Source organism: Lysobacter sp. Hz25 (assembly GCF_046097045.1).
Classification (GTDB): domain Bacteria; phylum Pseudomonadota; class Gammaproteobacteria; order Xanthomonadales; family Xanthomonadaceae; genus Lysobacter; species Lysobacter antibioticus_B.
On the sequence record NZ_CP175666.1, the window covers coordinates 2,196,949 to 2,217,144 of the forward strand.

16 protein-coding genes are annotated in these 20,196 nt (G+C 67.8%); 6 read left to right on the forward strand and 10 right to left on the reverse strand.

The window, feature by feature from the left end; translation table 11 throughout:
• Positions 1–112: 112 nt before the first annotated feature.
• On the forward strand, positions 113–1,807 hold the full coding sequence (gene asnB, locus ACKN61_RS09360) for an asparagine synthase B (protein WP_408953247.1): 1,695 nt from the start codon (positions 113–115) through the stop codon (positions 1,805–1,807).
• A gap of 144 nt (positions 1,808–1,951) precedes the next feature.
• Here the strand turns inward: asnB and ACKN61_RS09365 are convergent, their stop codons facing one another.
• The 3 genes from ACKN61_RS09365 to ACKN61_RS09375 all read right to left on the reverse strand — a co-directional run bounded on the left by ACKN61_RS09365 (position 1,952) and on the right by ACKN61_RS09375 (position 4,844).
• Positions 1,952–2,428: a hypothetical protein gene (locus tag ACKN61_RS09365; RefSeq protein WP_408953248.1), complete on the reverse strand. Its 477-nt coding sequence runs from the start codon at positions 2,426–2,428 to the stop codon at positions 1,952–1,954.
• A gap of 260 nt (positions 2,429–2,688) precedes the next feature.
• The gene (locus tag ACKN61_RS09370; RefSeq protein WP_408953249.1) at positions 2,689–3,858 is read right to left on the reverse strand and encodes a polysaccharide deacetylase family protein; all 1,170 of its coding nucleotides are present in this window, start codon (positions 3,856–3,858) and stop codon (positions 2,689–2,691) included.
• A gap of 29 nt (positions 3,859–3,887) precedes the next feature.
• On the reverse strand, positions 3,888–4,844 hold the full coding sequence (locus ACKN61_RS09375; protein ID WP_408953250.1) for a tetratricopeptide repeat protein: 957 nt from the start codon (positions 4,842–4,844) through the stop codon (positions 3,888–3,890).
• Between the two features lie 316 nt (positions 4,845–5,160).
• On the opposite strand from ACKN61_RS09375, the gene ACKN61_RS09380 reads away from it, so the two are divergent.
• Complete coding sequence (locus tag ACKN61_RS09380; protein WP_408953251.1) at positions 5,161–6,987, forward strand: monovalent cation:proton antiporter-2 (CPA2) family protein; 1,827 nt, start codon at positions 5,161–5,163, stop codon at positions 6,985–6,987.
• Positions 6,988–7,061: 74 nt separating this feature from the next.
• Here ACKN61_RS09380 and ACKN61_RS09385 read toward each other — a convergent pair whose 3' ends face one another.
• From ACKN61_RS09385 to ACKN61_RS09395, 3 genes are all read right to left on the reverse strand, one after another.
• Positions 7,062–7,967: a hypothetical protein gene (locus ACKN61_RS09385; RefSeq protein ID WP_408953252.1), complete on the reverse strand. Its 906-nt coding sequence runs from the start codon at positions 7,965–7,967 to the stop codon at positions 7,062–7,064.
• A 40-nt stretch (positions 7,968–8,007) separates the two neighbouring features.
• Positions 8,008–8,631 (reverse strand): CGNR zinc finger domain-containing protein, encoded by a 624-nt coding sequence (locus ACKN61_RS09390; RefSeq protein WP_408953253.1) that lies wholly within the window; start codon positions 8,629–8,631, stop codon positions 8,008–8,010.
• A gap of 81 nt (positions 8,632–8,712) precedes the next feature.
• Positions 8,713–9,606 carry a LysR family transcriptional regulator gene (locus ACKN61_RS09395; RefSeq protein ID WP_408953254.1) on the reverse strand — a complete coding sequence of 298 codons (894 nt, stop codon included), beginning with the start codon at positions 9,604–9,606 and terminating at the stop codon, positions 8,713–8,715.
• Between the two features lie 258 nt (positions 9,607–9,864).
• Here ACKN61_RS09395 and ACKN61_RS09400 point away from each other — a divergent pair, with 258 nt between their 5' ends.
• Positions 9,865–10,791: an MBL fold metallo-hydrolase gene (locus ACKN61_RS09400; RefSeq protein ID WP_408953782.1), complete on the forward strand. Its 927-nt coding sequence runs from the start codon at positions 9,865–9,867 to the stop codon at positions 10,789–10,791.
• A gap of 381 nt (positions 10,792–11,172) precedes the next feature.
• On the opposite strand, the gene ACKN61_RS09405 is transcribed toward ACKN61_RS09400, so the two are convergent.
• Positions 11,173–12,549 carry a trypsin-like serine peptidase gene (locus tag ACKN61_RS09405; protein ID WP_408953255.1) on the reverse strand — a complete coding sequence of 459 codons (1,377 nt, stop codon included), beginning with the start codon at positions 12,547–12,549 and terminating at the stop codon, positions 11,173–11,175.
• Between the two features lie 451 nt (positions 12,550–13,000).
• Between ACKN61_RS09405 and rnr the strand changes: the two genes are divergently transcribed.
• From rnr to sugE, 3 genes are all read left to right on the forward strand, one after another.
• Positions 13,001–15,439, forward strand: a complete 2,439-nt coding sequence (rnr, locus tag ACKN61_RS09410; RefSeq protein ID WP_408953256.1) for a ribonuclease R — start codon at positions 13,001–13,003, stop codon at positions 15,437–15,439.
• 779 nt (positions 15,440–16,218) lie between these two features.
• Positions 16,219–16,974 carry a 23S rRNA (guanosine(2251)-2'-O)-methyltransferase RlmB gene (gene rlmB, locus ACKN61_RS09415; RefSeq protein ID WP_031370459.1) on the forward strand — a complete coding sequence of 252 codons (756 nt, stop codon included), beginning with the start codon at positions 16,219–16,221 and terminating at the stop codon, positions 16,972–16,974.
• A 307-nt stretch (positions 16,975–17,281) separates the two neighbouring features.
• Positions 17,282–17,593, forward strand: a complete 312-nt coding sequence (gene sugE / locus ACKN61_RS09420) for a quaternary ammonium compound efflux SMR transporter SugE (RefSeq protein ID WP_031370460.1) — start codon at positions 17,282–17,284, stop codon at positions 17,591–17,593.
• Between the two features lie 102 nt (positions 17,594–17,695).
• Here sugE and ACKN61_RS09425 read toward each other — a convergent pair whose 3' ends face one another.
• From ACKN61_RS09425 to rnt, 3 genes are all read right to left on the reverse strand, one after another.
• Positions 17,696–18,307 carry a glycoside hydrolase family 19 protein gene (locus ACKN61_RS09425; protein ID WP_408953257.1) on the reverse strand — a complete coding sequence of 204 codons (612 nt, stop codon included), beginning with the start codon at positions 18,305–18,307 and terminating at the stop codon, positions 17,696–17,698.
• Positions 18,308–18,472: 165 nt separating this feature from the next.
• A complete protein-coding gene (locus tag ACKN61_RS09430) occupies positions 18,473–19,477 on the reverse strand; it encodes a hypothetical protein (protein ID WP_408953258.1) in 1,005 nt (334 codons plus the stop codon).
• Between the two features lie 43 nt (positions 19,478–19,520).
• On the reverse strand, positions 19,521–20,171 hold the full coding sequence (rnt, locus tag ACKN61_RS09435; RefSeq protein WP_031370463.1) for a ribonuclease T: 651 nt from the start codon (positions 20,169–20,171) through the stop codon (positions 19,521–19,523).
• Positions 20,172–20,196 lie beyond the last annotated feature (25 nt).

The following is a 20,196-nucleotide window of genomic DNA, read 5'->3' on the forward strand; positions in this document are numbered from 1 at the left end:
AAGCCCGCACTGCGAAGTGCGGGCTTTCTGCGTTTTGGGCCCCCCGGTTGTTCTGCCGTCCCTTCCGCCCCTTCCGTCCCGAACCGCTGCAAACCCTCCAGGAGATGCTCAGATGTGCTCGATCCTCGGTCTGTTCGACCTGCGCCCCGGCGCCGACCTGCGCCCGCTGCGGCCGCTGGCCCTGTCCCTGTCCGCGCGCCAGCGCCATCGCGGGCCCGACTGGTCCGGCGTCAGCGTCGAGCCGCGCGCGATCCTGGTGCACGAGCGGCTCGCCATCGTCGACCCCACCGGCGGCTCGCAGCCGCTGCGTTCCAGCGACGGCGAACTCGCGCTGGCGGTCAACGGCGAGATCTACAACCACCGCGAACTCGAACAACAGCTCGTCCAGCCCTACGAGTTCCAGACCAAGTCCGACTGCGAAGTCATCAATGCCCTGTACCGCGAAGGCGGCGACCTCGGCGAGTTGCTCAACCGCCTCAACGGCATCTTCGCCTTCGCCTTGTGGGATGCGGCGCGCGGCCGCTACCTGATCGCGCGCGATCCGATCGGCGTATGCCCGCTGTACTGGGGCCACGATGCCGACGGCCGCTTGTGGGTGGCTTCGGAAATGAAGGCGCTGGCGCGGCTGTGCGACGACGTCAGCCCGTTCCCGGCCGGGCACTACTACGACAGCGAGGTCGGCGCGCCGGTGAAGTATTACCAGCGGCCGTGGCGCGACTACGACGCCACCCAGGGCGTCGAAGTGTCCAAGCAGGAACTGCGCGAGGCCTTCGAACGCGCCGTGCACCGGCAGATGATGAGCGACGTGCCCTACGGCGTGCTGCTCTCGGGCGGCCTGGATTCGTCGCTGGTGGCCGCCTGCGCGGCGCGTTTCGCCCGCCGTCGCGTCGAAGAGGATGATCAGGCCGAGGCCTGGTGGCCGCGCCTGCATTCGTTCGCGATCGGCCTGGAGGGCTCGCCCGACCTGGCCGCGGCCGAGATCGCCGCGCAGGCGCTCGGCACCGTGCATCACGGCTTCACCTACACCTTCGAGGAAGGCCTGGACGTGTTGCCCGATGTGATCCAGCACATCGAGACCTACGACGTGACCACGATCCGCGCGTCGACGCCGATGTTCCTGCTGGCGCGCCGGATCAAGGCGATGGGCGTGAAGATGGTGCTGTCGGGCGAAGGTTCGGACGAAATCTTCGGCGGCTATCTGTACTTCCACAAGGCGCCGAACGCGCGCGAATTCCATGAAGAGCTGGTGCGCAAGCTCGATGCGCTGCACAGCTTCGACTGCCTGCGTGCGAACAAGTCGATGATGGCCTGGGGCGTGGAGCCGCGCGTGCCCTTCCTCGACGTCGAATTCCTCGACGTGGCGATGCGCATGGACGCGCAGGCGAAGATGGTCGACAAGGCCGCGGGCGGCAAGCGCGGCATCGAGAAGGCGGTGCTGCGCGAGGCCTTCGAGGGTTATCTGCCCGATTCGATCCTGTGGCGGCAGAAGGAGCAGTTCAGCGACGGCGTCGGCTACGGCTGGATCGACGGCCTCAAGGCGCACGCCGAGGCGCAGGTCAGCGACCGCGACATGGCCACGGCGGTCGGGCGTTTCCCGATCAACACCCCGCAGACCAAGGAGGCGTATTTCTATCGCGGCCTGTTCGAGCGCCATTTCCCCGGCGCGGCCTGCGCCGAGACCGTGCCGGGCGGCAAGTCGATCGCCTGTTCGTCGCCGGCGGCGATCGCCTGGGACGCTTCGTTCGCGAACGCGGCCGATCCGTCGGGCCGCGCGGTGGCCGGCGTGCATCAGGCGGCGTTGGTGTAAGCGGAGCCGGTTGGGCGTCGAGATCGCGCCGGACACCTCTTATCGGGCCTCGCACTGCGAGGCCCGATAAGATTTCATCGACTCGGATGGATGCGATCGCTGTCTCTGCCGATCGCAATGGCGATCACGTTGGCCGAGCCTGTGTTACTGCCCGCAACCCGGCCAACGGCGTTCGAGGTTTTTGTATTCCCAGGTGCCGTTCGGGCATTGCACGTTGACGGTCGCGGCCGCGACCAGTTCGCAGCCCGGGGCCTTGAACACGGTGGTGCCGCTGGTCACCGGCGTGGTGGAGTAGGCGCCGTAGATCTCGGTGTCCTGCACATCGCTGATCCAGTTGGGGTTCGCCGAGTTGCGGCTCATCACCACGCTCTGGGCGACGAAATAGTTCGGATACGGCACCGAACCCTGGGCGAAGGGATTGCGCACCAGGCTGGCTTCGGCGTGCGCGCTGGCGGCGCTGCCGCTGTGGTCGAACACCAGCTTGAGCTTGGCCGAGTATTTGCCGGCGCAGGCGGACTGGTTTTCCGAGATGCTCGGCGGGTCGGACGCGAGTGCGGTCAAAGGCAGGGCGAGCGAGAGCAAGCCGGCGGCGAGCGCCGGAATCCGATAAGTCTTGAACATTGTCGAATCTTCCTTGGATGACGTGAGTAAGAGCCCGCCGGCCGGCTCTGCGCGGACCTGTTCTCCGGGAACATGTTCCCCCGAGAACATGCGTCGCGCGCAGGCCGAGACTGTGCGGACGGCGCCGCGACGGGCGGCGCCGGGGCGAGAATGTGGCACAGGCGGTTTGCGGCGTTAACCGGTCGTGGACGGATTTGCGACGAAGGCCGCCACGGTCCGACGAAACCCCGTCGGGCGCGGACGAAGCGCGTGCGCCGGATTCAGCCGCGGCCCGGATAGTCCTTGCAGTCGAGCCAATGCAGGCCGGCGCCGCGGGTCTGTTGCAGCAGCCCCGGCAGAGCGACGCGCGCCTTGTCGTGGACGTCGTGGAACAGGATCGTGCCGTGGCGCCACAGCAGCATCAGGCTGAGCAAGCGGCCTTGCACCTCCATGGCCGAGACCTTGGCGTTCCAGTCCTGCGAGTCGATGCTCCACAAGGCCACGCGCAGGCCTTGCTGGGCGAAGAACGGCCCGCTGTCGGCGCGGCGTTGGCCGTACGGCGGCCGGAACAGCGGCACGTAGGCCGAACCGGCCGCGGCCCGCACCAAGGCGTCGCTGCGGATCACCGAGTCCTGCCACTGCGGCCAACGCGCATGCGACTGGTGTTCCCAGCCGTGCGAGGCGACGCACATGCCGGCGTACAGATCGGTCGGTCGCGCCGGGGCGGCGCCCAGCCGCCGTTGCAGCGATTCGCCGACGACGAAGAAGGTCGCGTCGAGCCCGGCCTGGCGCAAGGTCGCCAACAGACGGTCGGTGTTGCCGCCGGCCGCGGTCGGGCCGTCGTCGAAGCTCAGCAGGAACTGGCGGTCGCGCAACTCGTTGCCGTCGAGTTCGGCCGCGGAATAGGTGTCGATCTCGCTGCTGACCCGCGGAAACAAGGCCGCCAGGCGCAGGGTCTCGTCGAGGTAGATGCGATGGAAGCGTGCGGCATCGGCGCGCCATGCCGCGTAGCTGCGGTCGGGCGCGGCGTCGAAGGCCTCGGCGAGGCGGCGCAAGGCCGCGGCGTCGTCGGCTGCGGCACAGAACGCTTCGCGCGGCGTGCACGAGCGCGAGGCCAGCCGATAGTTCGCGCTCAGCCGCTGCCAGAAGCGCGCACGGATCTTGTCGAGCGAGGCGCGATCGATCTGCTTGAGCTTGAGGCGGGCGAGCAGGGCGGCCTCGTCGAGAGTTTCGCTGGCCGCCAGCTCATGGGCGAAGGCGAGGATCTCGGCGCGCGAGGCGCGGTCGAACGCGGCCGGTGTGTTCAAGGCTTGCGGCCAGGTGGCGCGATCGGCGCTGGCGACCGCGGACGGTCCGGCCGCCTGGGCCATCGGGGCGAGACCCAGCGCGCTCCAAGCCAATAAGATCCAGGCCAATAGTGATCCAAGCGGCGATTTCAGCGGGGATTTCATCGGCTGGTTCGTGGCGGCGAGGGAGCGCATCAAAGCCCGCGTACCCGTTCGATCGCCTTGTCGTAGGTCGGGTGGGTTTGCTCGCGCTTGGCCGAGAGATAGTTCGACATGGCTTCGTCGTAGCGGCCGGCTTCCTCGAACAGTTTGCCGATGTTGTAGTAGGCGCCGGCGCGGATCGTGGTGGCGTTGGCGCCGCGGGCGAGGGCGATGGCCTTGCGCGAGGCCCAGATCGCCTCGGCGCTGCGGCCGAGTTTGACGTAGGCCAGGCCCAGATTGCTGTAGGCCAGGGCGTAATCGGGGTCGAGCTCGATCGACTGCTGGTACAGCGCGACCGCGCCTTCGAGATTGCCGGCGCGGTACGCCGCTTCGCCGCGTTGGTTGGCATGGGCGGCCGGGCCGGCCAGGCCGGCCTCGATCTCGTCGCCGCCGGCATCGTCGCCGGCACCGTCGAGCCGGTCGAGTTCGGTGTCTATGCGTTCGGCCTGCGCGGTGCTGGCATCGATCCGGTCGATGTCCTGGAAGCGGCCTTCGCCGTCGATGCGGAACACCCGCCACAGGTTGCCGGGACGGTTCTGCGGCACCGGGTAGCTGCGCATCAATTGCTCGCCCAGATACAGCGAGACCCGGGCGCCGCTGCGCGAGAGCGCATTGGCCTCGGGGCGGCTGCGGTTGCCGAAATCGTGCACCGCATAGGTGTAGCCGTAACCGGCCTGCTTGCGCAGCAGGGTCATGGTTTCCGGGCTCTTGCGGGCGCCGTCGTCTACGTCCAGGCGCGCGTCGTCACTGGTCTTGCGCTCGAAATAGACGTGGTGGTCCGGATAGCTGAGGTGCGAGTCGAGGTCGGCCTCGGTCGCGTTCCAGCTCAACACGATACGCAGACCGTCGAGGCTGGTCGTACCCGTACCCGGGCTCAATGCCTGGGCCGTACCGCCGCAGAGCATGCCGCAGCAAAGAACTAGGGCGAGCGCAGCCGCACGGCGAAGCATGGTCCGGTCCTTAGAAGGGAGTTGCGAGGCGCGATCATAGCAACGCCGCGGGCGCCTGCCCGCAAGCCGCGCGCGGCGCGCCTGCTAGGCTGTGTCCAGGCCGGCCCGAAGGGACGGCCGCGCATCCGAATAGAGTGAACCGGCCCGAAGGGACGGCCGCGTATCCGAATAGAGTGAACCGGCCCGAAGGGACGGCCGCGCATCCGAATAGAGTGAGCCGGCCGGAAGGGACGGCGTGCATCCGAATAGAGCGAGCCGGCCCGAAGCGGCGGCCGTGCATCCGAATACGAAGTGAGTCGAGAAGGGGAGACGGGCGATGGCAGCCGAAGCGCAGGGCAGCGAACTGGTCAAGGTGGTGGTGCTGCTGGCCGCCGGCGTGATCGCGGTGCCGATCTTCAAGCGCATCGGCTTGGGCTCGGTGCTCGGCTATCTGGCCGCGGGCCTGGCGATCGGTCCGTTCGGGCTCGGCTTCTTCGCCGACTCGCAGGCGATCCTGCACGTCGCCGAACTCGGCGTGGTCATGTTCCTGTTCCTGATCGGCCTGGAGATGCGGCCTTCGCATCTGTGGAGCCTGCGCCGCGAGATCTTCGGCCTGGGCACCGCGCAGATCCTGCTGTGTTCGGCGGCGATGACCGGGGTCGGCCTGTTGTTCGGTTTCCCGCCGGTGGTCGCCTTCATCGGCGCGATGGGTTTCGTGCTGACCTCGACCGCGATCGTCATGCAGATCCTTGGCGAACGCGGCGACCTGGCCTTGCCGCGCGGGCAGCGCATCGTCTCGATCCTGTTGTTCGAGGACCTGCTGATCGTGCCGCTGCTCGCCTTGGTCGCCTTGATGGCGCCCGCCGATCTGGCCGCCGACGGCGCCGCGCGTTCGCGCTGGCTCGACATCGGCATCGCCCTGGCGTCGCTGGCGGCCCTGCTGGCGGCCGGCATCTGGTTGTTGAACCCGCTGTTCCGCGTGCTCGCCGCGGCCAAGGCGCGCGAGGTCATGACCGCGGCGGCCTTGCTGGTGGTGCTGGGCGCGGCGTTACTGATGCAGGTCGGCGGCCTGTCGATGGCGATGGGGGCGTTCCTGGCCGGCGTACTGTTGTCGGAATCGACCTTCCGCCATCAGCTCGAAGCCGATGTCGAGCCCTTCCGCGGCATCCTGCTGGGCCTGTTCTTCCTCAGCGTCGGCATGTCGCTGGACCTGATCGTGGTCGCGGCGAACTGGCCGCTGATCGTCGGCGGCGTGGTCGCGCTGATGATCGTCAAGGCGGTGTGCATCTACATCGTCGCGCGGCTGCTCAAGGCCTGCCACACCGAAGCCCTGGACCGCGCGGTGCTGATGGCGCAGGGCGGCGAATTCGCCTTCGTGCTGTTCTCCGCCGCGGCCAGCGCCGGCCTGATCGACGCCACCGTCGGCGCCAACCTGACCGCGATCGTGGTGCTGTCGATGGCGCTGACGCCGATCGCGATCATCGCCTTGCGCCGGCTGGCGCCGAAGACCGCGCTGTCGCTGGAAGGGATCGACGAGCCCAACGGCCTCGGCGGCAGCGTGCTGCTGATCGGCTTCGGCCGCTTCGGCCAGGTGGTCTGCCAATCCTTGCTCGCGCGCGGCGTCGAGGTGTCGATCATCGACACCGACGTGGAGATGATCCAGAGCGCGCAGACTTTCGGTTTCAAGGTCTATTACGGCGACGGCACCCGCCTCGACGTGCTGCACGCCTCGGGTGCGGACACCGCCCAGTTGATCGCGATCTGCATCGACGACCGCGCCGCGGCCACGGTCACCGCCCAATTGATCCGCCACGAGTTCCCGCAGGCGCGGCTGCTGGCGCGCAGTTTCGACCGCGAACACGCATTGGAGCTGGTGCATGCCGGCGTCGATCTGCAGGTGCGCGAGACCTTCGAGTCGGCGATGCGCTTCGGCGAAGCGGCCCTGGTCGAACTCGGCGTGCCGCAGGACGAAGCCGCCGAGGTCGTGGCCGAGATCCGCCATCGCGACGCCGAGCGCTTCGAGCTGGAACTGGTCGGCGGCGTCCGTGCCGGCGTGTCGCTGCTGTACGGCAACATGCAGCAGACCCCGTTGGTCACGCCCAAGCCGCGCGTCGGAGCCAAGCCGGTCGAACCGGCCGGCGAGGACAGCGTCAGCAGCGCGTAAGCGTCCTGCTGACATCACTTCTCGCTTCTTACTAATTCCTGGTTACCAGTAACTTAAGAGCTGGCTCCAACCGCTCACGGACACCGCGGCGGCCAACTCAGGTCGGGTTTGGCGACGAGATCGATCAGGAACAACTCGCCCGAGCGCTCGCCATCGGCCTGGGCGAACAGCAGCCGGTCGCCGCGCGGCGACAGCAGCGGGCCGACCTGGAACACGTCGCTGCGCGCGGCGATGCGTCCGCTTTCGCGCCAACCGTCTTCGCCCCGCTCGAATCGGTACAGATGCGAGCGGTCGCCGCGATCGATCACCGCGACCAGGCTGCGGCCGTCGCGGGCGATGTCGGCTTCGTATTCGTCGGCGGCCGTGCTCAGCGGCGCGCCGAGGTTGTGCACGCGCCAACTGCCGTCGGCCTGCGGCGTGGCCAGGTAGAGGTCGTTCTTGCCGTGCCCGCCGTCGCGGCTGGAGCCGAAGTACAGCCGGCCGTCGGCGGCCGCGCGCGGCAGCAATTCCGAGGCCTTGGAGTTGACCGGCTCGGGCAGGCGCTGCGCCGCGCCCCAGGCACCGTCGGCGCCGCGCTCGACGTAATAGATGTCGAGATCCTCGCCGGTGGGGTCGTGGCGGGTCGAGACGAAATACAGGCGTCGGCCGTCGGCGCTCAGGAAGGGATCGGCATCGGCGGCGGATGCGGCGGCGAACGACGGCGCCTGCGGCGTCGACCAACCGTCGCGGCCGCAACGCGAATGCAGGATCCGCCAGTTGCCGAACTGGCGGTCGCTGCGCATGAAATAGAGCTCGCGGCCGTCGGGCGAAAAGGTCGGCGAGGATTCGTATTGATCGCTGGCGATGGCCGGCGGCGTCCAGCGCAATGCGGCGCCGGTCGGATTCGGCGTGCCCGCATCGGCGCAGCCGGCGATCGACAGCAAGCAGGGCGCGAGCGAACGCAACAGGGGCGAAACGGACGACGCTCGGTGCAGGGCCATGGCTGTGCTCGCGCGGTGGGCGGTCGGGTTCGATTTGCGCTCAATCGCCGTCGCGGACGCGCTGCTGAAAGCGCCGTGCCTTGGCGACGTTGCCGCAGGTGGCCATGTCGCACCAGCGGCGGCGGCCGTTCTTGGAGGTATCGACGAATACCCAGCCGCAATCGTGGCCGTCGCAGACGCGCAGGCGATCGAGGCGGGCGTCCTTGAGCAACTCGATGGCATAGGCGGTGATCACATGCGCGATCAAGTCGAGCCCAGAGCGTTCCGGCGACCACTCGGTTTGCAGGCGCGAGCGCCGCGACACCAGGCGCGCGGCTTTCGATGCGGCCAGACGGGCCTGGTCGATGACGTCGAGATCGGCATTGCCGGGCGCCTTGCCGTCGGCGAGTGCGTACAGCGCGTTGCACAAGGCTTCGCGCAAGGCCTTGCAGCGCGTCAGCGCTGCGGCGGCCTTGGCCGGCGCCTCGCCTTGCAGTGTTTCGAGTGCATTGAGGTCGGTGCGCGAGAAGCACGAGGTCTGCCGCGCCCAACGCAGCAACGCAGCGTAGTCGTCGAGCCAATCGCGCGGCTCGCTGTCGCGCGCGGTGACGGTATTGACCAGGTCGAGTACCGGGTCGCCGCCGACCAGGTCGGCGGGCTGGAAGGCGTGGTGTTCGAGGCGCATGCGGGGTCCTTGCGGTTCGCCCGAGATTAGGCCGATTCCGTCTAACCTTCAATATTGATTTTAAAGGTTCGGACGAACGGCTCAGGCGCGATCCCAATAGGGCTCGTCGCCGAAGCGTTCGACCAGGAAGTCCAGGAAGCTGCGCACCAGCGCCGGCATCTGCCGACGCGAGGCATAGACGCCATGGATGCCCATCGGCGGCAGTTCGTAGTCCGGCAGGACGATTTCGAGTTCGCCGGTACGCACCCATTCCAGGGCCTGATAGGTCGGCAACGGCGCGATGCCGGCGCCGGCGCGGGCCGCGGCGACCAGCACCGTGGCTTCGTTGGCGCTGATGGTGCCGCCGACCGCGACGCTGCACGGCTCGCCGCGATGGCGGAACTCCCACAGGCTGCGGCCGACGTGGTGATGGGTCAGGCAGTTGTGCGCGCTCAAGTCTTCGATGCGTTGCGGCCGCCCACGTTGCGCCAGATAGGCCGGCGCGGCGCACAGCACCGAGCGGCAGACGCTGAGCCGGCGTGCGATCAGGTTGGGGTCGAGTTCGCGCGCGATGCGGATCGCCAGGTCGATGCGCTCCTCGACCAGATTGACCGCGCGCTCGCCCAGCACCATGTCGATGCGCGTCTGCGGATGGCGCGCGACGTAGTCGGCGACCGCGGCGGCGAGATGGCTCGCGCCGAACGACATCGAGGCGGTGATGCGGATCTGCCCGTGCGGTTCGGCGTCGTCGGCGGCCAGGGCGAGGCGCAGGTCGTCGCCGATTTCGAGCATTTGCCGGAAGCGGGCCAGGGCGGTCTCGCCGGCGCCGGTCAGGCCGATCCGCCGCGTTGTCCGGTGCAGCACGCGCACGCCCAGCCAACGTTCCAGCTCGGCCAGATAGCGCGTGACCATGGCCCGCGACATGTCCAGGGCCTCGGCCGCGGCGGTCAGGCTGCCGCGTTCGGCGATCTCGACGAAGACGGCGATGGCGGTCATACGGTCCATTCGATTAGCTCGGAATATGCAAAAGACAGTCGACTTATACGCGGTTTTTCGCTCTGTTCCAGGCAACTATCCTGGCCATATCGCGCTGGGACGGCCTGGGCCGCCTGGCCGAGCCATCACGCGCTCTGCGCCCGGCGCGCCGCACCCTGGCCGCCGGGCCGGAATCCGTCACCGCCGTCGTTCAGATCTCCCCTCGAGGAAGCCTCCATGTCCAAGCACCCCGTCTACAACCACCGCCTGTTCCTGGCCATCTCGGCGGCTTGCCTGAGCCTGGCGCTGGCCGCCTGCGGCCGCCACGAATCCGCGCCGGCCGAATCGTCGGCAGCGCCCTCGGCCGCCGTTCCGGCAACGCCGGCCGAGCCGGCCGTGGCTCCCCTCAAGACCGAGGTCTACAACCCGGGCAAGCAGGGCATCTTCGAGGTCAGTTCGGTTTTGGTGAGCGGCGAGCGCGATGCGGTGTTGATCGACGCGCAGTTCGCCGCCGCCGACGCGCGCAAGCTCGTCGACCTAGTCAAGGCCTCGGGCAAGCGCCTGACCACGATCTACATCAGCCACGGCGATCCGGATTTCTATTTCGGCCTGGACACGCTGCGCGACGCCTTCCCCGAGGCCAAGATCGTCGCCACGCCGCAGACGGTCGAACACATTCGCAGCACCCAGGAAGGCAAGTTCGCCTACTGGGGCCCGAAGCTCGGCGCGAACGCGCCCAAGCGCATCGTCGTGCCGCAGCCGCTCGCAGGCGATCGCATCGAACTGGAGGGCCAGTCGCTGCAGATCGTCGGTCTTGACGGCGCGACGCCGGATCGCAGCTACGTCTGGATTCCGTCGATCCGCACCGTCGCCGGTGGCGTGCCGGTGGTGGCAGGCGAACACCTGTTCATGGCCGACACCCAGACCCCGCAATCGCACCAGGCCTGGCTGGCCACGCTCAAGAGCATCGAGGACCTCAAGCCGGATGTGGTGATTCCGGGGCATTTTGCCGAAGCTGCGGCGCAGAACCTCGAAGCGGTGCGTTTCAGCGCCGGCTACATCCGCGCCTTCGACGAAGAAGCCGCGAAGGCGACCGACTCGAAGGCCTTGATCGCGGCGATGAAGAAGCGTTACCCCGACCTGGGCGGCGACCTGTCGTTGGAGATCAGCGCGAAGGTCGCCAAGGGCGAGATGCCTTGGCATTGATTGCGTTGCCTTGCCGAGCGATGCGCCGGCTTCGGCTTAGAGGGTAGGAGCGGCGCAAGCCGCGACCACGTCCTCGCCCGAAGCTGCGCGGTCGCGACTCGTGACCGCAGGAAATCCCTGTGGGACGTCGCTCCTACCCAGCAGCCAAGGCGCCGTTCTCGAAGCGTCGGCTCGGTTTTAAGGGTAGGAGCGGCGCAAGCCGCGACCGCGTCCTCGCCCGAAGCTGTGCGGTCGCGACTCGTGACCGCAGGAAATCCCTGTGGGACGTCGCTCCTACCCAGGAGCCAGAGCGCCTCGCGAACACGAAAACGGCCGCTGCCCACGCAGCGGCCGTTTTTTTGCGATGCAGCCGGGAATTCCGGATCGCAATCGTTACCGCACTCAGGGATTGAAATAGCTCGACACGCTCGAATAGATGTCCGAGAAACGCGAGTAGTAATCCGGGTCGCGCGGCGCGCTGCAGTAGGAATAGCCGCCGTACAGGCCGCCACGCAGCTGGTAGCCGCCGGTGCCGGTCACGGTGAACAGGCCCGAGCCCGACGAACCGCCTTCGGTGACGCCGGTGTTCCAGACCACGCGATACAGCGGCGACTTGCCGTCGATCGAGGTCGACAGCCCGGTCACCGAGCCCAGCGAGTACTTCTTGACGTCGCCGGCCGGGTGGTGGATGCCTTCGATCGCAGTGCCGGTGGCGCCGATCGCCGCACTCGACCAACCCGCGTACACCGCGCCCGACGGCGGCGCGGTCTTGAGTTCGAGCAGGGCGGTGTCGCGGGTGGTGTTGGCATGACGTAGGTAGGCGCCGCCGCTGAGCGTGGTATAGGCCGGATTGACGGTCGAGCCGTTGCAGGTGGTGACGTCGTAGAACCAATACGTTTGCAGCGAATTGGCGACGGTCTGGTTGCTGATGCAGTGCGCGGCGGTCCAGAACAGACGCTTTTTCGGCGAGTGGTTGTTGTTGAGCAGGGTGCCGGTGCACAGGTAAGTGCCGCCGCCGCTGGTGAAGGTCATGCGCGCGACCGACTTTGCTGTGGAGACGAAGCCCGAGGGCGGGCTGGTGCGGCAGACGATGTCCTTTTCGCAATAATCGCTTTCGCCGATTTTGGCCTGGAGCTCGCGTTCGCTCGCCACCGGGCTGACGTCCAGGTGCGAGAGCTGCGGGATCTTCAGGCTCAGCGCATTCGTGCGCACGCCCTTGGGCAGGACCAGTTCGACCACGACGGTGTCGCCCGCGACCACCGGCGACCAACCCAATGCGCTGCCGGCGAAATCGGCGCCGCTCTGTTCGAACACACGGCCGTCGTTGCCGGCGAAATGCAGCGTCGCCGAGGCCGCGCCGGCGCCGCGCAGCGAAAGCCCGGCACGCAATGCGACCGCGCCGTTGGAGGACACCTCGAAGCGCGCTGCGCGCGAGCCGTCGGCGAGCGGCTGCCAGGCGAGGGTGTTCAGATCGACCGCGCTGCGGGCGATGTTGCGGGCAAAACCTATTTCGAGCGGTTCGCCGTTCTTGTCCTGACGGACGCGGCGGTCTTTCAGCGCCGAAACATCCAGGCTGGTCGGCCGGCCCAGGCTGAACAAGCGCGGCGTCGATGCCTTGGCGGCGACGGCGAAGTCGGCGGCGCCCATCGCGCCGGCCGACGGCGCTTCGGTGACCGGCGCCGAATCCATCTCGGCGGCGTTGGAACGGGTAGCGGCATGCATCGAGAAACTGGACAGCCCGGCGACGAGCGCCAGGCAAAGCGCGTTCTTGCGGATCATCGTGCGATTCCTTGAGTGCCATAGGGAGGGGACGGCGGTGCCGCCGGTCCGCCGCCGCAGCGGGGACGCCCGGACCCTACGGCTGCCCGGAATGCGGTTTTGTGCGGTCTTTCCGGCTTCGCCGAAGCGCTTGAAGTACAAGGCGCGGGCTTTGCGAACGCGCGGATTATTTGTGCGCTGCGTGGCAACTCGACGCTAGCCGGAACGTGACGCGGGCCCGTGCCGGTGTGCGCAGCAGCATGAAAACAGCGGTTTTCTCGTTCAGCTGCGGCGCGTGCCGCCGCCGAGCTTCGCCGCCCCGACGCTCGTGCATGCGGTGCGTAGCGCAGGCCTGCCTGCGAATCGCGCGGTGGCCTGCAGCGGGCAGGGAGCGAACGACCGCACGTCGGGAGCGGGCTGCCGGAAAGCCACGGCAGGCACCCTGTTCATGGCGATGTGAGACCATACCGGCATGACAAAAAAGACGAAAAGCAACAAGACCGGTCCGACCGGTGGCAAAACCCCCTCCCGCAAGACCCCTGGCGGCGCCGCTCAGAGCGCCGGCCCCCGCAGCCGCAAGACCACCGCGCCTCGCCCGGCCTGGCTGCCCGAGAATCTCCAGCACGGCCCGCCCAAAGGCCCGCAGGCCAAGAGCGCTTCCGGTCCGGCCCGCACTCCGGCCTATCACGATCCCTACGCCGACCGCGAAGCCTCGCGCTATGCGCAGCCGATCGCCAGCCGCGAACTGATCCTGCAGACCCTGGTCGCCGCCGACGGGCCGATGCGCGCCGAAGCGCTGGCCGAGCGCCTGCAACTGACCGAGCCCGACCGCGTCGATGCGCTCGGCAAGCGCCTCGGCGCGATGCTGCGCGACGGCCAGTTGATCCAGAACCGCAAGGGCGAGTTCGCTCCGGCGGCGCAGATGGACCTGATTCCGGGCGTGGTGATCGCCAATCCCGATGGCTTCGGCTTCTTGCGCCCGGAGGCCGGCGGCGACGACCTGTTCCTGCCGCCGTTCGAGATGCGCAAGGCCATGCACGGCGATCGCGTGCTGGTCAGCGTCACCGGTGTCGACCGCCGCGGCCGCCGCGAAGGCGCCATCGTCGAAGTGCTCGAACGCCGCATCAACCGTCTGATCGGCCGTTTCACCGTCGAGTCGGGCATCAGCTACGTCGTGCCCGACGACCGCCGCATCCAGCGCAACGTGCAGATTCCGCCGGACGCGCGCATGCAGGCGCAGAACGGCCAACTGGTCGTATGCGAACTGCTGCAGGCGCCGGACCCGAAGCGCCCGCCGATCGGCCGCGTGCTCGCGGTGCTCGGCGACAAGCTCACCGCCTCGCTGGCGGTGCAGGCGGCGATCCACGGCCACGAGATTCCCGATGTGTTCCCGCAGGAAACCCTCGACGAAGCCGCCGCGGTGCCGCTGACCGTCGAGGCCTCCGTCGCCGCGCAGCGCGTCGACCTGCGCGCGATGCCGCTGGTCACCATCGACGGCGAGGACGCCAAGGACTTCGACGACGCGGTGTATTGCGAAAGCAACCGCGACGGCTTCCGCCTCGTGGTCGCCATCGCCGACGTCTCGCATTACGTGCGTCCCGGCACGCCGCTCGACGACGAAGCGCAGAAGCGCGCGACCTCGGTGTATTTCCCCGGCTTCGTCGTGCCGATGCTGCCGGAGACCTTGTCGAACGGCATCTGCTCGCTTAATCCCAAGGTCGACCGCCTGTGTTTCGTCTGCGACATGCAGATCGGCCGCGACGGCGAAGTGACCCAGTCGAAGTTCTACGAAGCGGTGATGAACTCGCATGCGCGTCTGACCTATACCCAGGTCTGGAATGCGGTCGGCGACGTCCCCGAGGAAGCGCAAACCGAAGCGCGCGAGCAGATCGGCTCGCTGCTGCCGCATATCGAGCGCCTGCACCAGTTGTTCCAGGTGCTGCTGAAAGCGCGGCAGAAGCGCGGTGCGATCGAGTTCGAGTCCAGCGAAGTGCGTTTCGTCCTCGGCAAGAGCGGCGAAGTGGTGCAGGCCGGCATGCTTCAGCGCAACGACGCGCACAAGCTGATCGAGGAATGCATGATCGCGGCCAACGTCGAGGCGGCGAAATTCCTGATCGCGCAGCAGGTGCCGGCGCCGTTCCGCATCCACGACCGTCCGCCGGAACAGAAGTACGCCGACCTGCAGGAGTTCCTCAAGGAGTTCGCGCTGCGCATGCCGGCCTGGAAGCAGGTCGAGCCGCGCGATTTCACCCAGTTGCTGAAGAAGATCCGCGAACGCCCCGATGCGGCCTTGATCGAATCGGTGTTGCTGCGTAGCCAAAGCCTGGCGGTGTACGCGCCGGAGAACGTCGGCCACTTCGGCCTGGCCTTGACGGCCTATGCCCACTTCACCTCGCCGATCCGCCGTTATCCGGACCTGCTGGTGCATCGAGCGATCAAGCACGCGCTCGGCGGCGCGCAGCCGGCGACCTTCGTGTATTCGCCGCGGCAGATGACCGCGCTGGCGCTGCAATGCTCCGAACGCGAGCGCCGTGCCGACGAGGCCGAGCGCGAGGTCGACGAGCGTTACCGCGCCGCGTGGATGGAGCAGCACGTCGGCGGCGAGTTCGAGGGCACGATCAGCGGCGTGACCAGCTTCGGCTTGTTCATCGAACTCGACGAATCCAAGGTCAACGGCCTGGTCCACGTGACCCAGCTGCCGCACGACTACTACCACTTCGACCCGATCCGCAAAACGCTGAAGGGCGAACGCACCGCGCGCGAGTTCCGCCTCGGCGACCGGGTCAGCATCGTCGTGCTCAAGGCCAGCGTCGAAGACCGCAAGATCGACTTCCGCCTGGTCGAGGAACGCGGCGCCAAGCCGCCGCCGCCGCGTGGACAGCCGGCGAAGCGGACCAAGCAGAAGTATTGAGCGCAGGAGGGGCTGCCCTCCAGGCCGGACCGGATTTTCACGGCGTCCGCTCATAGCCCCCTTCGACGAAGGGGGCGAGCGCTCGGCGCTGGTTCGTTTCTCATCGCGCTTCAGCGCGGGGGATTTGCTTTCGGCCGGGCGAAGCCGTCGAAGCCAAAGCCAAAGCGAAATCCCCCCTAGCCCCCCTTTTTCAAAGGGGGGGAATGTTCCGGTGACCTGAGCGGTTATCCGTTGTCGTTGAGCGCGCCCATGACTCCCTTTGATAAAGGGGCGCGCGCCCGGCGTTGATCCGTTTCGGATCGTGCTCCAGCGCGGGGGATTCGCTTTCGGCCGGGCGAAGCCGTCGAGGCCAAAGCCAAAGCGAAATCCCCCCTGGCCCCCCTTTTCCAAAGGGGGGAATGTTCGGGTGACCTGCGCGGTTATCCGTTGTCGTCGAGCATGCACGTCCATAGCCCCCTTCGACGAAGGGGGCGAGTGCCCGGCGTTGATCCGTTTCGGATCGTGCTCCAGCGCGGGGGATTTGCTTTCGGCTGTGCGAAGCCGTCGAGGCCAAAGCCAAAGCGAAATCCTCCCTGGCCTCCTATGGAAAGGGCGGAATGCCCTCGAGGGGGCGAAAGGAGGGGCCCCCATGCCTCGAACAGGCTCCGGCCAGCAGGCAGCGGGCCGCCGGATCGGCCCGGCGCCGGCCACCCCGGGCCCGGTAGCTTAGAATTGCCGTCCGCCCCCGACCGCGCCGCCGCCCATCGCCGCCGCGCGAGCCTCAGCCCCACGGAATCCCCATGAGCCAGAAACAATGGATCGCCGGCATCAATGCCGTCTCCGCCTCGATCGAACACGACGCGCAAAACGTGCGTGAGGTCCTCATCGAGGCCGGCGCCAAGAACCCGCGCCTGACCGAGATCGAGACCGCCGCGCGCCGCGCCGACATCGACGTGCGCCGGGTCGCGACCCAGGCGCTCGACGGTGTGGTCGGCAATCTGCGCCACCAGGGCGTGGTCGCGCGTTATGCGGCGGCCAAAACCTGGAACGAAAACGAACTCGAAGGCCTGATCCAGGCCGCCGAAGGCCGTGCGCTGGTGTTGGTGCTCGACGGCGTGCAGGACCCGCACAACCTCGGCGCCTGCCTGCGCAGCGCCGCGGCGGCCGGCGTGACCGCGGTGATCATCCCGAAGGACAAGTCGGTGCAGGTCAACGCGACCGTGCGCAAGACGTCGGCCGGCGCCGCCGACAGCGTGGCGGTGATCCCGGTGACCAACCTGGCGCGCGCGTTGCGCGATCTGCAGCAGCTCGGCGTGTGGATCTACGGCCTGGCCGGCGAGGCCGACGCCTCGCTGTACTCGATCGATCTGCGCGGCAACGTCGCCCTGGTGTTGGGCGGCGAAGCCGATGGCCTGCGTCGCCTCACCCGCGATACCTGCGATCAGCTGGTCAAGATTCCGATGCCGGGCGGCGACGCCGCGGGCGGCGTCGAAAGCCTTAACGTTTCGGTCGCCGCCGGCGTGACCTTGTTCGAGGCGGTGCGCCAGCGCGGTTGATGCAGGCCGGGACGCGCGGTCCTGCGACGCGCCATCGCGTCGCAGCGATCAGATTCAGCGACGATGCCCCGATTTCGTCGCGCCGTTTCCGAGCCGCGTCGTCGTCGCGGCGAAGTCCGCCAGCGTCGCAGGCCGGGCGGAAAGCCCGCAAGCGCGGCGCTTTCGTCGCTTTGTAACCCCCCGCTGACCCCACGAACGCAGCGGTCGGCCCCGGCGAATCGCGCTCGTTATAATGGCTCGCGAACGGGGACGACCCCGTTCGCATTACTTCATCCGGGGACGGCCCCATCATCATGGGAGCATCGTCATGCCTTGGATTCTGCTGTTCTTCGCCGGCCTGTTCGAAGTGGGCTGGGCGATCGGCCTGAAATACACCGAAGGCTTTACCCGTTTGTGGCCGTCGGTCGGCACGATTGCCGCGATGGCGATCAGTCTTGGCTTGCTCGGCGTGGCGATGAAGTCGCTGCCGGTCGGCACCGCCTATGCGGTCTGGGTCGGCGTCGGTGCGGTCGGCACGGTCATTCTCGGCATCGTGCTGTTCAACGAGCCGCTCAATACGATGCGCGTCGCCAGCGTGCTGTTGATCGTCGCCGGCCTGGTCGGCTTGAAGCTGGCCTGAGTTCCGCGCACCGGCGGTCGGCGACTCGCCGCCACCCGCACACCGGCGCGACCTCCTGTCGCGCCGGTGTGCGCCGATGCCCGCGTGCGCGTCGCCTCGCGATCAGTGCAGCGAATTGACCAGCAGTTCGTCGAACCGGCGTGCGATGTCGGCGATCGTCTGCGCCTTGTCCTGGCCGTTGATGATCCGTCGCGCATCCTCGTAGTTCGGCAGCTGTCCGGGCTTGAAATAGCTGTCGAGCTTCTTGCCGGTGAACCAGCCCTTCTTCATGCCTTCCATGGCGATCGCATAGGCGACCTCGGGTTTCTTGGCCTCGTCGGGATGGTTGATCAGATCGATGCCGAGGATCTTGCCGGCGCGTTCGTAGTTGGCCCGGCCGGTGAGTTGCACGTAACCGCGGCCGTGATAACGCGCGCCGTCGCCGGCGCGGGTATTGCCGAGCATCTTGCCGACGCGCGTATTCGCCCCGTACAGGCGTTCGAAACGCGCGTCGTCGCCGAACTCGTCGATGGGGCGCAAGGTATGCGCGGTTTCCCACTTGAACGTCGCCAGGCAATAGGCGATCTGGTGGCGATGCACCGGGTTCTGGTTGAAGCTGGCGTCCTGTTCGATGCGTCCGATCAGGAAACGCACGGCCTGCGCGAGTTCGTCGCGCAGCGACCCGAAGCGCCGGCGGTAACCGTCTAGAAACTGCTCGTCGTCGAAAGCGAACATCCTGTCCTCCCTGCATGCGCAACGGCATGTGCGCGCGAAAGCGGCCGCGCGTCCTGCCGGTCGTGGCGGCGCCTTGCCGCTCGCAGTCCATTCAACGCGGCGTTCGGCGCCGGGCGGCCAGATTCGACGTGTTGCTTGCTTGCAACATCGTCGGCAAGAGCGAGTTCAGTCCAGTCGATACCGGCTGAGGACGCATTGGGCTGCGTTGCGGTATTCCACCAGAAAGTATTCGAAGTCGGGGCGTTGCGCGCCGGCTTCGGTCAAGCGGGCGCCCCATCGTTGCAGCCGTTCGTGGTTGAGTTGCTTGCGCAATGCCGATACCAGGGCATGACGGGATTCGGCGCTGAGGAATGAAGCAGGCGCAGAGCCGGCTACGACCAATGCAGACGGCGCTTGCACGAGATGGCAGTTTGCCCAGGCAGTCGGATGTTCGCGGTCGAGCGGCAGCGCATCCGGATAGGCGCCGTCGAGCAGCATCGGCGCGGCGCCAGCGAGCCAGGCGACCCAGCCTGCGCGCCAATACGGATCGTCGATGGCCAGGGCAGACGCCAGCCAGCCCTCGATGAATTCGGGTTCCAGGTACTTCGCTATCAGCGTGCACGAGGCCGAGAACGCATCGACGGGATGAAGCGACTCGCCGGGGTGGAGGCCGGGCAGTCGTTGTATCGGCGAGCAGAACGCGTTCGTCGCCAATCCGCAGGCGCTCCAGTGCGAAGGCGCGAACATAGCGCGGCCCAGCGTGTCGAGCAGGTCGCGGCGTACGCCCGCCGGCCACTGTTCCGGGTCGGGACAGTGGACGAACGTCGCGGTAACGAGCGCCGCGCAAAGTTGCCGATCGAAAAAGGCATCGGCTCGGAATCGCCCGACCAGTTCGAGTGCACGCGGCAACAGGAACGCGAACCACTGACTCCATTCGTGCATCGGCCCGAACGAAGCGGGGCCCGAGCTCAGTTCGTACAGCGCCGAATCCAGCTCACTGCGCGGCCACTGTTGCGGATCTTCGTGCATCAGCGCCGTGTACATGCGCCGCTCGTGGCCCATGAACCAGGCTTCGCCCATCGCTTGCTTGGGCAAGGTCGCGCGTTCACGCAGGCGCTGTAAGGCGCCTGCATTGGGGCCCTGGCCGGGCAGCCAGACGTAAGGGGATGAGTTGTTCGGCGATGCGCGCACGAGCCGACTCCTTGTCGATGCGCAGCGGTTCGGGGCCGAGCCGCTAGGGCGTGGCGATGCCGCGCTGCGGCCAGGCGTTGACGATCTTGCAGAACAATTGCGCGGTGCGTTCGGTGTCGTAGACGGCCGAATGCGCGTCCTGCGCGTTCCATTCCAGTTCGGCAGCCTGCAGCGCGCGCGCGAGCACGGTCTGGCCGTAGGCGACGCCGGCGAGGGTGACGGTGTCGAACACGCTGAAGGGGTGGAAGGGATTGCGCTTATGGCCGCTGCGGGCGACCGCGGCGTTGAGGAAGTTCAGATCGAAGTGAGCGTTGTGGCCGACCAGGATCGCGCGCTGGCAGCCTTGGCGCTTGAGCGCTTCGCGCACCGGCGCGAACACGCTCTCCAGGGCCTGGCGCTCGGGCTTGGCGTCGCGGAACGGGTGGTCGATGTCGATGCCGGTCACTTCGAGCGACTTGGGGTCGATCAAGGTGCCGGGCGCGGGCACGACATGGGCGCTGCTCATCGGGCCCGGGACCAGGCGGCCGTCGGCATCGAGTTCGAGCGGCTGCACCGCGATCTCGAGCAAGGCGTGTTTGTTCCAATCGAAGCCGCCGGTTTCGACGTCGACGACGACCGGCAGGTAGCCGCGGAAACGGTTGGCGAGGGTGGGGGCCGCGGGGGCGGTGGACGGAGTGGGGCCGGTTTCGATCATCGCGAAAGCCTAGCAGGTTGTCGCG